This is a genomic window from Anaerobacillus sp. ABR4_321 (assembly GCF_056158505.1).
This window is the reverse complement of the sequence record NZ_JBSWTK010000001.1, coordinates 424,633-440,455: the sequence shown is the minus strand read 5'-3', so window position 1 is coordinate 440,455 and position 15,823 is coordinate 424,633. Positions and strand designations below refer to the sequence as shown.

Sequence of the window (15,823 nt, the reverse complement as noted above, 5' to 3'; positions counted from 1 at the left end):
AGAAACAAATCGATCTTTGAAAACTGAACGAAACGCCATGCAAGAAATTGTTTCTACGGAAACAACATTGTTTTAAAGCTAGATTGAACTTTTCTATCGGAGAGTTTGATCCTGGCTCAGGACGAACGCTGGCGGCGTGCCTAATACATGCAAGTCGAGCGGAGAAATGGGAGCTTGCTCCCATTTCTCAGCGGCGGACGGGTGAGTAACACGTGGGCAACCTGCCCTACAGACTGGGATAACTCCGGGAAACCGGAGCTAATACCGGGTAATACATAGCATCGCATGATGCAACGTTGAAAGTTGGCCTCTGGCTAACACTGTAGGATGGGCCCGCGGCGCATTAGCTAGTTGGTAAGGTAACGGCTTACCAAGGCCACGATGCGTAGCCGACCTGAGAGGGTGATCGGCCACACTGGGACTGAGACACGGCCCAGACTCCTACGGGAGGCAGCAGTAGGGAATCTTCCGCAATGGACGAAAGTCTGACGGAGCAACGCCGCGTGAGTGACGAAGGCCTTCGGGTCGTAAAGCTCTGTTGTTAGGGAAGAACAAGTACCGTTCGAATAGGGCGGTACCTTGACGGTACCTAACCAGAAAGCCACGGCTAACTACGTGCCAGCAGCCGCGGTAATACGTAGGTGGCAAGCGTTGTCCGGAATTATTGGGCGTAAAGCGCGCGCAGGCGGTCTCTTAAGTCTGATGTGAAAGCCCACGGCTCAACCGTGGAGGGCCATTGGAAACTGGGGGACTTGAGTGCAGAAGAGGAGAGTGGAATTCCACGTGTAGCGGTGAAATGCGTAGATATGTGGAGGAACACCAGTGGCGAAGGCGGCTCTCTGGTCTGTAACTGACGCTGAGGCGCGAAAGCGTGGGGAGCAAACAGGATTAGATACCCTGGTAGTCCACGCCGTAAACGATGAGTGCTAGGTGTTGGGGGGTTCCACCCTCAGTGCTGAAGTTAACACATTAAGCACTCCGCCTGGGGAGTACGACCGCAAGGTTGAAACTCAAAGGAATTGACGGGGGCCCGCACAAGCAGTGGAGCATGTGGTTTAATTCGAAGCAACGCGAAGAACCTTACCAGGTCTTGACATCCTCTGCCACTCCTAGAGATAGGACGTTCCCCTTCGGGGGACAGAGTGACAGGTGGTGCATGGTTGTCGTCAGCTCGTGTCGTGAGATGTTGGGTTAAGTCCCGCAACGAGCGCAACCCTTGATCTTAGTTGCCAGCATTCAGTTGGGCACTCTAAGGTGACTGCCGGTGACAAACCGGAGGAAGGTGGGGACGACGTCAAATCATCATGCCCCTTATGACCTGGGCTACACACGTGCTACAATGGACGGTACAAAGGGCAGCGACACCGCGAGGTGAAGCGAATCCCATAAAGCCGTTCTCAGTTCGGATTGCAGGCTGCAACTCGCCTGCATGAAGCCGGAATTGCTAGTAATCGCGGATCAGCATGCCGCGGTGAATACGTTCCCGGGCCTTGTACACACCGCCCGTCACACCACGAGAGTTTGTAACACCCGAAGTCGGTGAGGTAACCTTTTGGAGCCAGCCGCCGAAGGTGGGACAAATGATTGGGGTGAAGTCGTAACAAGGTAGCCGTATCGGAAGGTGCGGCTGGATCACCTCCTTTCTATGGAGAATTACGAGGCAACATTGGTTGCCAAACTTGCATGAGCGTTTCGTTTAGTTTTGAAAGAATGATTGTATTCTTTCACGTTCCTTGAAAACTAGATAGCACAAACAACGACATCCAATAATTATTATTTTTTGCGTTATAACTTAGTTAGTCACATCTAACGATGTGCACCGATGACGTTAGAACACTGTTTCTAGCGAAATCTAAGGTTAAGCTACTAAGGGCGCACGGTGGATGCCTTGGCACTAGAAGCCGATGAAGGACGGGACGAACACCGATATGCTTCGGGGAGCAGTAAGTACGCTTTGATCCGGAGATTTCCGAATGGGGGAACCCACCATCCGTAATGGGATGGTATTTACTTCTGAATACATAGGAAGTAAAAGGCATACCCGGGGAACTGAAACATCTCAGTACCCGGAGGAAGAGAAAGCAATCGCGATTTCCTGAGTAGCGGCGAGCGAAACGGAAACAGCCCAAACCAGAGGGCTTGCCCTCTGGGGTTGTAGGACGTCTCATTGGAGTTACAAAGGCACGGATAGACGAAGCGACCTGGAAAGGTCCATCAGAGAAGGTAACAATCCTGTAGTCAAAATCCGCTGCCCTCCGAGACGGATCCTGAGTACGGCGGGACACGTGAAACCCCGTCGGAATCCGGGAGGACCATCTCCCAAGGCTAAATACTCTCTAGTGACCGATAGTGAACCAGTACCGTGAGGGAAAGGTGAAAAGCACCCCGGAAGGGGAGTGAAAGAGAACCTGAAACCGTGTGCCTACAACTAGTTGGAGCCCGTTAATGGGTGACAGCGTGCCTTTTGTAGAATGAACCGGCGAGTTACGATCCCGTGCAAGGTTAAGCCGAGAAGGCGGAGCCGCAGCGAAAGCGAGTCTGAATAGGGCGAAGGAGTACGTGGTCGTAGACCCGAAACCGGGTGATCTACCCATGTCCAGGGTGAAGTTCAGGTAACACTGAATGGAGGCCCGAACCCACGCATGTTGAAAAATGCGGGGATGAGGTGTGGGTAGCGGTGAAATGCCAATCGAACCCGGAGATAGCTGGTTCTCTCCGAAATAGCTTTAGGGCTAGCCTCGCGGCAAGAATCTTGGAGGTAGAGCACTGATTGGACTAGGGGTCCCTACCGGATTACCGAATCCAGTCAAACTCCGAATGCCAACGATTTATCCGCGGGAGTCAGACTGCGAGTGATAAGATCCGTAGTCGAGAGGGAAACAGCCCAGACCACCAGCTAAGGTCCCAAAGTATACGTTAAGTGGAAAAGGATGTGGCGTTGCTTAGACAACCAGGATGTTGGCTTAGAAGCAGCCATCATTTAAAGAGTGCGTAATAGCTCACTGGTCGAGTGACGCTGCGCCGAAAATGTACCGGGGCTAAACGTATCACCGAAGCTGTGGATTGTCTTACGACAATGGTAGGAGAGCGTTCTAAGGGCTGCGAAGTCAGACCGAAAGGACTGGTGGAGCGCTTAGAAGTGAGAATGCCGGTATGAGTAGCGAAAGACAAGTGAGAATCTTGTCCGTCGAAAGCCCAAGGTTTCCTGAGGAAGGCTCGTCCGCTCAGGGTTAGTCGGGACCTAAGCCGAGGCCGAAAGGCGTAGGCGATGGATAACAGGTTGATATTCCTGTACCACCTCCTTTCCGTTTGAACGACGGGGGGACGCAGAAAGATAGGGAGAGCGCGCTGCTGGACATGCGCGTCCAAGCGATTAGGCTGGTGAATAGGCAAATCCGTTCACCGTGAAGGCTGAGTCGTGATGGCGAGGGAATTTAAGTACCGAAGTCCCTGATTCTACACTGCCAAGAAAAGCCTCTAGTGAGGAAAGAGGTGCCCGTACCGCAAACCGACACAGGTAGGCGAGGAGAGAATCCTAAGACGATCGGGAGAACTCTCGTTAAGGAACTCGGCAAAATGACCCCGTAACTTCGGGAGAAGGGGTGCTTCCTCGGGTGAATAGCCCAGGGGAGCCGCAGTGAAAAGATCCAAGCGACTGTTTAGCAAAAACACAGGTCTCTGCCAAGCCGCAAGGCGATGTATAGGGGCTGACACCTGCCCGGTGCTGGAAGGTTAAGAGGAGGGGTTATCCCTTACGGGAGAAGCTCTGAATCGAAGCCCCAGTAAACGGCGGCCGTAACTATAACGGTCCTAAGGTAGCGAAATTCCTTGTCGGGTAAGTTCCGACCCGCACGAAAGGTGCAACGACTTGGATACTGTCTCAACGAGAGACCCGGTGAAATTATAGTACCTGTGAAGATGCAGGTTACCCGCGACAGGACGGAAAGACCCCATGGAGCTTTACTGTAGCCTGATATTGGATTTTGGTACAGCTTGTACAGGATAGGTAGGAGCCATAGAAGCCGGACCGCTAGGTTCGGTGGAGGCGTCGGTGGGATACTACCCTGGCTGTACTGACATTCTAACCCAGCACCGTGATCCGGTGCGGAGACAGTGTCAGGTGGGCAGTTTGACTGGGGCGGTCGCCTCCTAAAGAGTAACGGAGGCGCCCAAAGGTTCCCTCAGAATGGTTGGAAATCATTCGCAGAGTGTAAAGGCACAAGGGAGCTTGACTGCGAGACCTACAAGTCGAGCAGGGACGAAAGTCGGGCTTAGTGATCCGGTGGTTCCGCATGGAAGGGCCATCGCTCAACGGATAAAAGCTACCCTGGGGATAACAGGCTTATCTCCCCCAAGAGTCCACATCGACGGGGAGGTTTGGCACCTCGATGTCGGCTCATCGCATCCTGGGGCTGAAGTAGGTCCCAAGGGTTGGGCTGTTCGCCCATTAAAGCGGTACGCGAGCTGGGTTCAGAACGTCGTGAGACAGTTCGGTCCCTATCCGTCGCGGGCGCAGGAAATTTGAGAGGAGCTGTCCTTAGTACGAGAGGACCGGGATGGACACACCGCTGGTGTACCAGTTGTTCCGCCAGGAGCATAGCTGGGTAGCTACGTGTGGAAGGGATAAGTGCTGAAAGCATCTAAGCATGAAGCCCCCCTCGAGATGAGATTTCCCACAGCGTCAAGCTGGTAAGATCCCTCAGAGATGATGAGGTTGATAGGTTCGGGGTGGAAGCGTGGCGACACGTGGAGCTGACGAATACTAATCGATCGAGGGCTTAACCTAAAACATATTGGAATACGTTGCGAGTGCTATCTAGTTTTCAGGGAATACCTGAATAGTCTAGTGATGAAGGCGAAGAGGTCACACCCGTTCCCATGCCGAACACGGAAGTTAAGCTCTTCAGCGCCGATGGTAGTTGGGGGCTCTCCCCCTGCAAGAGTAGGACGTCGCTAGGCAAATGAGAAGTCAGAGCATTGAGCTCTGGCTTTTTTGTATGCTTTTTTGGTTTTTATTGCGAGACCGTAAGGTAAGTACCTTCATTGAGAAGAGAGAAAAGGGCATCTTCGAAAGCTTCGTAGGGGTGGGAGAAGCAAGAAATTCGAGGAAGCAAGTGAGGCTGGACCGGAGTAGATATTCGGAGATCTATGAGGATCCAGCATCGCGCAGCTGACGAAGAAGTTCGCCGCTTATCGCGCCCCGTATGAGAACACGGAAGTTAAGCTCGCGCGCCGATGGTAGTTGGGGGCTCTCCCCCTGCAAGAGTAGGACGTCGCTAGGCAAGAGAGAAGTCAGAGCATTGAGCTCTGGCTTTTTTGTTTTGTCTGAATGTGGTGTTGAGTCATCAGGGGTTCCTGAAAAGTGGTTTCGCGGATAAAAATCGAAAAGCGCGGATATATCATGATTATCGCGGATAAAATGAAAATTTCGCGGATATCGCCCGGATCGCTCGCCCGCAAAAGGTTTTATCTGAATGTGCTTTTAACAAATCAATCGTTACAAACAACGCTTCGCTGATAAAAACGTAAAATCGCCGATAAATGTCTTCCTTTCGCTGATATTTACCTCAAATTAGCCGATAAATTAGAATTTCCGCTGATAAACCAATAAAAATCGCTGATAACCCATGTTTTAACGCTTTTTCTGAATAAGATTCTGTCTAATTAATGCTCCATAGCTGAACTCTTCTTTCAAATTGCTTACGCATCTCCTCTACTGAAATTATTTTTGAATATTCCGACCGCCTTACTTGATAAATCACGCTAGAAGACTTAAGGTTAATGAAAAAGAATTTCAGAATAGAGAGGGGAAAGTAAATGAGTTTTCATTTTGACACCAGGGCAGTTCGATTTCCTAAAAAAGAAACAGCTGAAACTGTAAGTAAGGCTAAACCAATCTACCAAACATCTTCTTTTGTATTTGAGGACCTAGAAGATTTAGAGTCTTTCTATCAAGGGAAGAAAGATTATTTATATACGAGGGTTAGTAATCCAAACACAGATGATCTCGGAATGGGTGTAGCAGATCTTGAAGGGGCGCCTAAAGGGGTAGCAACTTCATCAGGGTTGTCAGCTATTCTTGCTGGTGTGCTAGCTACTGTAAAAGCTGGAGACCACATCGTCGCATGCGATGACTTGTATGGTGGTACTTACTCGTTGTTTGAGAGTGAACTAAAAGATTTCGGTATAGATGTATCGTTTGTAGATTATGCAGACGTTGAAGCAGTTGAAAGTGCGATACAATCGAATACGAAGCTCCTATATACAGAATCGGTTACGAATCCGCTTCTAAGAGTAGAAGATTTGCATCAACTTGCTAGCCTAGGGAAAAAGCATAACCTTGTAACGATGGTTGATAATACGTTTGCGACGCCATTTCTACTCCAACCGTATACGATGGGAATCGATCTTGTCGTGCATAGTGCTACAAAGTACATAGGTGGACATAGCGATGTAACTGCTGGTGTTGTTGTGGGGAAAGAGAACCTTATTGCTAAAGCGAAAGCAAAGGTCATTAATCTCGGAGCTAATCTAAGCCCATTTGAAGCATGGTTAGGATGTAGAGGACTGAAAACGTTAAGTGTCAGAATGGAACGTCATGTGAAGAATGCACAGTTCCTTGCTGATGAGCTTAAACGGGTAGAGGGAATAAAGAGTGTCTACTATCCACGCTATGTTTCTGAGAGAGGAAATGGAGCTGTCGTATCGATTGAATTAGAAGATAACGTTAATGTTGATACGTTCTTCAAATCACTCGGTTGGGTGAAAATCGTACCAACGTTAGCCGGTTTGGATACATCAGTGTCTTATCCAATTGCCACATCGCATCGCACAGTACCTGATGAAACTAGAGCAAAGCTCGGTATCACAAAGCAGCTTGTCCGTATTTCTGTAGGTATAGAAAATGAAAACGACATAACAGATGCATTTAAGCAAGCAGTTGAGAAATCCCTCTAATGAAGGGGGATTTTTCTTTTTCTCTCAATGCTTGCATAACCTGTTTTTATCTGGTATAGTATTACTTGTGACGTTAGATAACGTTATTAACTATGCGCATCATAAGCATTAATTTTATACTATCGTCGCGGGGTGGAGCAGTTCGGTAGCTCGTCGGGCTCATAACCCGAAGGTCGCAGGTTCAAATCCTGCCCCCGCAACCAAAATTTTCGAATTCTAACTACGTCGAGTTGACTTCCTTGCTAGAATTCAATCGAAGTACTCGATAGAGTGCAATCAAAATTTTAACTACGTCGATTAATCTTCCGTGTTAAAATTTTATCGAAGTCCCTTTAGGGGCAACCTAAACACTTAATTACAGTTTTCTGTAACTAACGTAAGTGAACATATAAGTGGTCCCGTGGTGTAGCGGTTAACATGCCTGCCTGTCACGCAGGAGATCGCGGGTTCGATTCCCGTCGGGACCGCCATTTTAGTATTTTCATAGAGCGAGCGAATCGCTTTTTTTTTATTTTATAAAGATAAACTGAATTTAAAAACCGACTGCACATCTGATTTTTCATATTGGATGTGATTTTTCTTGAAATTAAGATAAACTGTTAGAAGGAGAGCCTTAGGATGAAATTCCTAAGGTTTTTTTATAAAATGGAAAGTGAGATGAGTTTGGTTGAAAGATGAATTTGAGTTTATACGATCAATTAAACCAGCTTATACAAAACGTGAAGAATTGATAGAAGGAATCGGGGATGACGCAGCCCTTTATCGTGTTGCTTCAGAGTGGGATGAGATTGCCTGTGTCGATACGATGGTGGAAGGTGTTCATTTCACGAGGGATACGATGACGCCGGAACAGATCGGAAGTAAAGCTCTTGCGGTAAATATTAGTGATATTGCAGCGATGGGCGGAGTCCCTCTCTTTTATTTAGTGTCTATCTCAATCCCTAAAACAGGGTGGTCAGATGAGGAGCTCGAGCAGGTTTACCGTGGTCTGCATGCGATTGGCAATGAGTTTGAGATGGACATGATCGGTGGAGATACGGTTTCGAGTAGAGATGCCTTAACCATATCCGTTACGGCAATCGGAAAAGTAGAACGAGAAAGAAAACTTTTGAGGAAAAATGCTGTAGCCGGAGATGTGGTGTTTCTTACCGGTGCGGTCGGTGGATCGGCTGCAGGACTTTCGTATCTACTCAAGGAAACGGAACTTGAAAACCCTAATACCCAATCTTATATAAAGGCCCATCAAACGCCATATCCTCATGTGAAAGCAGGAAGGCTTCTGTCGAAGAGTGGGTGTCGTGTAGCATTGAACGATGTAAGTGATGGAATTGCTAGTGAAGCACATGAAATTGCTGAAGCGAGCAACGTTTCCATTGTGCTAGAAGAACATTATCTTCCACGTCCTGAAGGGTTTGATGCTTATTCTTCAGAACAGCGGTTAGACTGGATGTTATACAGTGGAGAAGATTTTGTGTTGATCGGAACAGTGTCAGAAAGTGAATGGGATAAGATCGAGCAGTTGTTTACGAATCAGAACGAACCAATCTACAAGATAGGATATGTCGCAGAAGGCGATGGTTCTGTTCATTTAGTGAATAAGGAAAACAAATATATTTTGGACAAGAAGGGATACAATCACTTCTCGTCTGAGGAATAGGTGATGACCATGAGTGCATATGCTTTCATCATGAAATCTCCAGAAGAAACCATAGAGCTCGGCATTAAGCTTGGTGAAAAGCTTAAGCCAGGTAGCGTATTAACGTTAGAGGGAGATCTAGGTGCAGGCAAGACAACTTTTACAAAGGGAATTGGAAAAGGTCTCGGTGTAAAGAAAATAGTAAATAGCCCTACGTTTACCATCATTAAGGAATACGAAGGGAATATTCCTCTCTATCATATGGATGCGTATCGATTAGAAGAAAGCGATGAGGATCTAGGATTTAGTGAATATTTTGAAGGCGAAGGTGTCACTGTAGTAGAATGGGCGAAATTTATACAGGATATGCTGCCAAAAGAACTATTACGTATCGAAATCTATCATCAAAGAGAATCAGAACGCAGATTGATATTAAGACCTTTTGGGGACTTTTATGAATCTGTTTGTAAGGAGTTGCAAGATGAGAGTACTAGCCATTGATTCATCTAACTATGTAATGGGTGTCGCTGTGATGGTAGATGATATTATCGTAGGCGAACTGATTACAAACTTAAAGAAGAATCACTCGATTCGACTGATGCCAGCGATCGAAGAGTTATTAGAAGAGGTCGGGGTAAAGCCGAATGAGCTCGATCGTATCGTCGTTGCTGAAGGGCCAGGCTCGTATACTGGACTTCGCATTGGCGTGAGCATTGCTAAAACGTTAGCTTGGACGTTAAACATACCTCTTGTAGGCGTATCGAGTCTCGAAGTTCTCGCCCAAAGCGGACGCTATTTCGACGGAGCAATCGTGCCATTCTTCGATGCGAGAAGAGGACAAGTCTATAATGGGGTATTTGAGAAAGGCATGCCACATCCTGTAAGAAAGAGTGACGATCAGATCGTATTGTTTGAAGAGTGGCTTAAAGTAAATAAAGAAAGCCATGAGCAATTCCTATTCATTAGCAATGATCTATCGAATCACAAAGAAACGATTGAAAGTATACTTGGCGATAAAGCGATCTTTGCCCCTATTAGTAGTACCAATGCTCGTCCATCCGAGCTTGCTGTGCTAGGAGCGAAGAAGGAACCGGTTGAGGATGTACACGCGTTTAAACCGAATTACGTAAGGATGGCAGAGGCGGAAGCTAAATGGCTCGCTTCGCAGGAAAAGTAGGGGATTCGTAATGGAAAAGACGATATCGTTTCGTTCGATGACTGTGGAAGATATTGAAGCTGTCATGGAGATTGAGAAAGCAACGTTTCCAACGCCGTGGAGTCGGTCTGCTTTTTACAATGAAGTGGTTGTGAATCAGTTTGCTACTTACCTTTTACTCGAAGTCGGTGAAGAAATCGCTGGATACTGCGGCGTATGGGTGATTATTGATGAAGCCCATATTACGAACATCGCCCTGCATCCAGACTATAGAGGAATGAAGTTAGGCGAAGCGTTGATGAGTAAAGCGATTCGTTTTGCGAAATCGCGGGGAGCGTTGACCATGACGCTTGAAGTTAGAGTGTCGAATACAGTTGCACAGAATTTATATAAGAAACTAGGTTTTGTAGAAGGAGGCATCCGCAAAGGTTATTATTCAGATAACCAGGAGGATGCACTAGTAATGTGGGTGAATTTAAATGGAAAATAAATCAGAAATCATACTAGGAATCGAAACAAGCTGTGATGAAACAGCGGTTTCGATCGTTAAAGGCGGAACAGAAGTTCTTTCTAACGTCGTGGCTTCGCAAATTGAAAGTCATAAGCGTTTTGGTGGTGTCGTACCTGAGATCGCATCTCGTCATCATGTAGAGGAAATGACGGTTATTTTAGAAGAAGCACTTCGAAAGGCTGAAGTGACGATGGATGATATCGACGCGATCGCCGTTACGGAAGGACCAGGACTAGTAGGAGCCTTGTTAATTGGAGTGAACACAGCGAAAGCGTTAGCGTTCGCTCATCAAAAGCCTCTTATTGGAACCCATCATATCGCCGGGCATATCTATGCGAATCAGCTTGTCTCTGAGCTTAAGTATCCATTGCTATCTCTCGTTGTCTCAGGAGGGCATACAGAGCTTGTTTATATGGAATCTGAAGGAGAGTTCACGTTGATAGGAGAAACGCGTGATGACGCTGCAGGAGAAGCCTATGACAAAGTGGCGAGAACGTTGAAGCTGCCATACCCAGGTGGACCGCATATCGATCGTCTTGCACAAGAAGGCACGGAGTCGGTACCGCTTCCTCGTGCATGGCTTGAGAAAGGGTCTTATGATTTCAGCTTTAGTGGATTGAAATCTGCCGTAATCAACACCGTTCATAACGCAAAGCAGCGTAATGAGGAGATCAAGCCTGAAGATCTAGCGGCAAGCTTTCAAGCAGCCGTAGTCGATGTCCTCGTAATGAAAACGAAGCGAGCGGCTGAAGAATATGATGTGAAACAAGTGCTGCTTGCTGGGGGAGTTGCGGCGAACAAAGGTCTTCGAAGAGCTTTAAAAGAAGCCTTTAAGGATTCAGAGATCGAGCTGATCATTCCACCTCTTCATTATTGTACAGATAATGCGGCGATGATTGCTGCAGCAGGTACCATTTCCTATCGAAAAGGGAAGCGTTCTTCCTTACACCTTAATGCAAATCCGGGATTAGAACTGGGAATCTAGTCCCGGTTTTTTTGTTTCTAATTATCCACAAGCAGTGAATATTGTGGACATATTGTCCTATATCTGAAACGAAGGGGATTTCTGCTGTGGGTAAAGATTTGTGGATAACAATTCGTTTAACTGTGGATAATGTTGATAAATTAGAAATATCTCGTTAGATAAACACACATTCTGTGTATAAGTATGTGGATTGTGTGAATATGTCGGAAAATTTTCTATCTAAAGAAAAAACAGTCCACTGTGGACTGTTTAAGCTTCTTGAAGTTCTCCCCATTCTTCCATGAGTTCTTCTGTTCTCGTTCTTAATTTATCGAGCTCTTCATTTAAGACCATCACCTTCTCATGATCTTCAAACACTTCAGGAATACAGAGTTCTGCTTCTATTTCGTCGATTCTAGCTTCTGCCGAATCAATTTCTTTTTCAATTTCGTCGATCCGCCTTAAGATTTGTCTTTCCTGGCGTTTTGCTTCTTTATCTTGTTGAAAACTAGATTTTCCGGAAACTTCTGGCGCACTCGATTGTTCCTGCTGTTCAAGAGCGGCGAGTTCAGCGAGTTCCTCTTTCTTTTCTACATAGTAATCATAGTCACCGAGGTATGATGTGACACCTTCAGTGGATAACTCAAGGACACGAGTGGCGATTCGATTGATGAAGTACCGATCGTGTGAAACGAACAAGATCGTTCCAGGGAACTGGATGAGCGCTTCTTCTAAAATTTCTTTACTATCTAAATCAAGGTGGTTCGTCGGTTCGTCGAGTATAAGGAGGTTTGACTTTTGCATCATCAGTTTAGAGAGCGCGAGTCTACCTTTTTCTCCACCGCTTAGTTCGGATACAATCTTCAATACATCATCGCCGCTGAAAAGGAAGCGGCCTAATACGGCACGGATATCCTTTTCATCGGTTAATGGGAAGTCATCCCATAGTTCGTTAAGGACAGTTTTATTCGATGTGAGATTCGTTTGCTCTTGATCATAGAACCCGACCTGAACATTACTTCCGAAGTTTAATTCTCCGCCTAGGAGGGTTTTTCCTGAGACGATCGCCTGCAGCAGCGTCGATTTTCCGATTCCGTTCGGACCAACGAGCGCAACGCTTTCCTGGCGTTTCAAGTCGAACGTTAGTTGATCATTGATCACCGTATCCGGGTAGCCGATCGATAACTCCCTCACACTCAGTACATCGTTACCTGTTTGCTTGTCGATCGTAAACGAAATGTTGGCTGATTTCTCATCGCCTTTTGGCTTATCGATCCGCTCCATCTTTTCAAGCTGCTTTCTTCTACTTTGAGCACGCTTTGTCGTAGAGGCGCGGACGATGTTTTTCTGAACAAAGTCTTCTAGTTTTGCGATTTCCTTTTGCTGCTTCTCAAACTCTTTGAGCTGCTGCTCATAGCGCCGATCTTTCTCTTCTAAATAGAAGCTATAATTTCCTTCGAATCGTTCTGCACGGTTTCTTGAGATCTCATATACCTTGTTCACGATTTTATCGAGAAAATAGCGGTCGTGAGAAACGATGAGGATGGCACCTGTGTAGCCTGTTAAATAACCCTCGAGCCATGTGAGTGTTTGGATATCAAGATGGTTTGTCGGCTCATCCAGAATGAGTAGCTCAGGTTTTGTAAGTAAGAGTTTACCGAGCGCCAGGCGCGTCTTTTGCCCTCCACTTAGACTAGAAATCGGTGTTTTATAATCGAAATCTTTGAAGTTAAGCCCGTGAAGGACCGTACGAATATCCGCTTCGTATTTGTAGCCGCCTTTGTCTTTGAAAGCGACCTGAAGCTGGTCATATTCTTTCATGATACGCTGGTATTCCTGCTCATTTTCATAGATAGATGGGTCACCCATCTTCTCTTCGTACCGTCGAAGTTCTTTTTCCATACGACGAAGTTCTTCAAAGACGCTAAGCATTTCATCCCAGATCGATAGGTTCGATTCGAGGCCCGTGTCCTGAGCCATGTATCCGATCCGTACATCTTTCGGTTTGATGATATCTCCTGAATCATAGGAGAGCTGCCCTGTGATGAGTTTTAGAAGAGTAGACTTTCCGGCACCGTTTCGACCAACGAGTGCCACACGGTCTCTCGATTGTACTTCTAGCTTAATATTAGATAAAATAGGGTCAGCACCAAATGATTTTGATACGCCATTTACTTGTAGTGCGATCATTGTTTCTTCACCTCGAATTTCTCTCTTCTCGTTGTATGTTGAATCGAGCGATTTGCTTGATCTACCATTGGATTACGTTCCTTTAAGTTTATCGTAGTGAGGACAAGGTGGGCAACTACAGGAATGTTCATTAAATGGTAATAAAAATTCTTGTTAAAAAACAGCAAAAAGGATAGAAATGGTGTATAGTCACAAGTAGCAGCATTCCATTTAACCTTCTATCATCTATAGAAGAAAGGGGCAGCCATGAGTTCATTTACTCATTTTAATAAAGAAGGCCGCGCACAGATGGTCGATATTACAGAGAAAACTCCGACTGCTCGTACAGCGGTTGCCAAAACGAGCGTGAAGGTTAGTGAAGAAATTTATACTGGTATCAAAGACGGAAATATGAAGAAAGGCGATGTGCTTCAAGTCGCCCAAATTGCCGGGATTATGGCAGCAAAAAAAACGTCTGATCTCATCCCTATGTGTCATCCGATAGCGCTTTCTGGCGTTGACCTTCATTTCGACTGGGAAGTGAGCGCTTCCTTTTATGAGCTTACGATTGAAGCTCAAGTGAAAACAAAAGGGAGCACCGGAGTAGAAATGGAAGCGCTGACGGCAGCATCAGCGGCAGCATTAACCGTGTACGATATGTGCAAAGCGCTGGATAAAGGCATCGTTATCGGGGAAACCTATCTCCTTACAAAAACAGGGGGGAAAAGCGGGGATTACAAGCGCGAGTAGGACAACCATAGATTGAGCGCGGAGGTCAATGTGGAGGGTGTTTATGGATATTGATCAAACAAAAATTCCGCAAGCGACAGCAAAACGACTGCCGCTCTATTATCGCTATTTAAAAAATCTTAGTGCATCTGGTAAACAGCGGGTAAGTTCTGCTGAATTGAGCGATGCGATAAAGGTAGATTCTGCTACCATACGAAGAGATTTTAGTTATTTCGGTGCTCTTGGTAAAAAAGGGTATGGGTATAACGTTCATTATCTGTTATCTTTCTTTAGTAAGACCCTAGATCAAGATGAAACGACCAGGGTAGCTCTAGTAGGAGTAGGTAACCTTGGGACAGCGTTTCTGCACTACAATTTCATTAAGAATAACAATACGAAGATCGAACTGGCATTTGATGCGGATGCTGCAAAAGTAAACCAAGAAATTGGTGGTATTCCGGTCTACCATATCGATCAGTTTAAAGAACAGGTGAAGAAGAACGACATCTCAGTCGTTATCCTTACAGTACCCGTTCATGCTGCTCAGTCGATTGCAGATCAAATGGACGAGGCTGGAATTAAAGGGATTCTGAACTTTACGCCAGCACGTTTGACCGTACCAGATCATATTCGAGTGCACCATATTGATCTGGCTGTTGAGCTGCAGGCTCTCGTGTATTTTATGAAACATTACCCTGTATAAACTTACAATCTTAAGGAGGTGACACGCATGGGAATGGGTGGCGCAAGTATCGCTCTAGTTGCAGTTGTTGCTTTGATCATTTTTGGACCTAAGAAACTACCTGAGCTTGGTAAAGCAGCAGGTAACACACTTCGTGAGTTCAAGAACGCAACAAAAGGTCTAGCAGATGACGACGATGATACGAACGATAAGAAAAAAAACGAACAGTAATCGGTTAGGACGGATAGGGAATGGATGAACAAAAACAATCCATCTATGATCACATAGAAGAATTAAGAAAACGAATCATCATCACAGTCGTCGTCTTAATTCTCTCCTTTATTGCGGGACTATTCATCGCAAAGCCGGTCATCGTCTTTCTCCAGAATGCTCCTGAAGCACAGGGTATTCCGATGAACGCTTTTACATTAACAGACCCGTTAAAGGTTTATTTCAGCTTTGCGTTCCTGGTTGCTTTCATTATGACATCGCCCATCGCTCTCTATCAGCTATGGGCTTTTGTTTCGCCAGGACTTTATGATAATGAACGGAAAGTAACGTTATCGTATATCCCAGCAGTCTTTCTCCTCTTTCTTGGAGGAGTTTCATTTTCATATTTCGTCCTGTTTCCTTTTGTCATCGACTTTGTCGGGAATTTGGCAGAAAGCCTCAACATTCAGGAAATGTACGGCGCAAATCAATACTTCACTTTCTTGTTTCAGTTAACATTACCATTTGGCTTTGTGTTTCAGCTGCCTGTGATCGTTCTTTTCTTTACAAGACTCGGAATTTTAAATCCTGCCATGCTTGTACAGATTAGGAGATACGCGTATTTTGGACTCCTCGTCATAGCGGGTATGATCACACCGCCTGAAATTATTTCACACCTCATGGTTTCGGTACCATTGTTTTTACTATATGAATTCAGCATTCTTGTGTCTCGCTATGGTTATAGAAAGAGACTACAAGCAGAGGCGAAGCGTCAATTGGAAGAGCAGGATTCGGAACAGGAAGCATAA

11 protein-coding genes, 2 tRNA genes and 3 rRNA genes are annotated in these 15,823 nt (G+C 46.0%); 15 read left to right on the top strand and 1 reads right to left on the bottom strand.

What is annotated here, in order from left to right:
• Positions 1-93 precede the first annotated feature (93 nt).
• The 11 genes from ACXADT_RS02330 to tsaD all read left to right on the top strand — a co-directional run bounded on the left by ACXADT_RS02330 (position 94) and on the right by tsaD (position 11,245).
• A 16S ribosomal RNA gene (locus tag ACXADT_RS02330) occupies positions 94-1,643 on the top strand.
• 213 nt (positions 1,644-1,856) lie between these two features.
• Positions 1,857-4,786, top strand: a 23S ribosomal RNA gene (locus ACXADT_RS02325).
• A gap of 56 nt (positions 4,787-4,842) precedes the next feature.
• Positions 4,843-4,959, top strand: a 5S ribosomal RNA gene (gene rrf / locus ACXADT_RS02320).
• The 16S, 23S and 5S rRNA genes sit together here, the layout of an rRNA operon.
• 858 nt (positions 4,960-5,817) lie before the next feature.
• Positions 5,818-6,957: a trans-sulfuration enzyme family protein gene (locus ACXADT_RS02315; RefSeq protein ID WP_474833141.1), complete on the top strand. Its 1,140-nt coding sequence runs from the start codon at positions 5,818-5,820 to the stop codon at positions 6,955-6,957.
• Positions 6,958-7,083: 126 nt separating this feature from the next.
• Positions 7,084-7,160, top strand: a tRNA-Met gene (locus tag ACXADT_RS02310).
• A 191-nt stretch (positions 7,161-7,351) separates the two neighbouring features.
• A tRNA-Asp gene (locus ACXADT_RS02305) sits at positions 7,352-7,427 on the top strand.
• 197 nt (positions 7,428-7,624) lie between these two features.
• Entirely contained in the window at positions 7,625-8,614 is a 990-nt protein-coding gene (thiL, locus tag ACXADT_RS02300) for a thiamine-phosphate kinase (protein WP_474833140.1), read from the top strand.
• Between the two features lie 9 nt (positions 8,615-8,623).
• The gene (gene tsaE / locus ACXADT_RS02295) at positions 8,624-9,094 is read left to right on the top strand and encodes a tRNA (adenosine(37)-N6)-threonylcarbamoyltransferase complex ATPase subunit type 1 TsaE (protein ID WP_270182969.1); all 471 of its coding nucleotides are present in this window, start codon (positions 8,624-8,626) and stop codon (positions 9,092-9,094) included.
• Complete coding sequence (tsaB, locus tag ACXADT_RS02290) at positions 9,075-9,770, top strand: tRNA (adenosine(37)-N6)-threonylcarbamoyltransferase complex dimerization subunit type 1 TsaB (RefSeq protein ID WP_474833138.1); 696 nt, start codon at positions 9,075-9,077, stop codon at positions 9,768-9,770. The genes tsaE and tsaB overlap by 20 nt, the downstream gene beginning before the upstream one ends.
• 10 nt (positions 9,771-9,780) lie before the next feature.
• Positions 9,781-10,239 carry a ribosomal protein S18-alanine N-acetyltransferase gene (gene rimI / locus ACXADT_RS02285; protein WP_270182971.1) on the top strand — a complete coding sequence of 153 codons (459 nt, stop codon included), beginning with the start codon at positions 9,781-9,783 and terminating at the stop codon, positions 10,237-10,239.
• The gene (gene tsaD, locus ACXADT_RS02280) at positions 10,229-11,245 is read left to right on the top strand and encodes a tRNA (adenosine(37)-N6)-threonylcarbamoyltransferase complex transferase subunit TsaD (RefSeq protein ID WP_474833137.1); all 1,017 of its coding nucleotides are present in this window, start codon (positions 10,229-10,231) and stop codon (positions 11,243-11,245) included. The genes rimI and tsaD overlap by 11 nt, the downstream gene beginning before the upstream one ends.
• Before the next feature lie 249 nt (positions 11,246-11,494).
• Here the strand turns inward: tsaD and ACXADT_RS02275 are convergent, their stop codons facing one another.
• Positions 11,495-13,414 (bottom strand): ABC-F family ATP-binding cassette domain-containing protein, encoded by a 1,920-nt coding sequence (locus ACXADT_RS02275; protein ID WP_474833136.1) that lies wholly within the window; start codon positions 13,412-13,414, stop codon positions 11,495-11,497.
• Between the two features lie 246 nt (positions 13,415-13,660).
• On the opposite strand from ACXADT_RS02275, the gene moaC reads away from it, so the two are divergent.
• Genes moaC through tatC form a run of 4 tightly spaced genes read left to right on the top strand, consistent with a single transcriptional unit; the run spans position 13,661 to position 15,823 of the window.
• Positions 13,661-14,143, top strand: a complete 483-nt coding sequence (gene moaC, locus ACXADT_RS02270; RefSeq protein ID WP_474833134.1) for a cyclic pyranopterin monophosphate synthase MoaC — start codon at positions 13,661-13,663, stop codon at positions 14,141-14,143.
• 43 nt (positions 14,144-14,186) lie between these two features.
• Positions 14,187-14,825, top strand: a complete 639-nt coding sequence (locus tag ACXADT_RS02265) for a redox-sensing transcriptional repressor Rex (RefSeq protein ID WP_474814535.1) — start codon at positions 14,187-14,189, stop codon at positions 14,823-14,825.
• A 27-nt stretch (positions 14,826-14,852) separates the two neighbouring features.
• Positions 14,853-15,035, top strand: a complete 183-nt coding sequence (locus tag ACXADT_RS02260) for a twin-arginine translocase TatA/TatE family subunit (RefSeq protein ID WP_224885557.1) — start codon at positions 14,853-14,855, stop codon at positions 15,033-15,035.
• A gap of 20 nt (positions 15,036-15,055) precedes the next feature.
• Positions 15,056-15,823: a twin-arginine translocase subunit TatC gene (gene tatC / locus ACXADT_RS02255; protein WP_270182976.1), complete on the top strand. Its 768-nt coding sequence runs from the start codon at positions 15,056-15,058 to the stop codon at positions 15,821-15,823.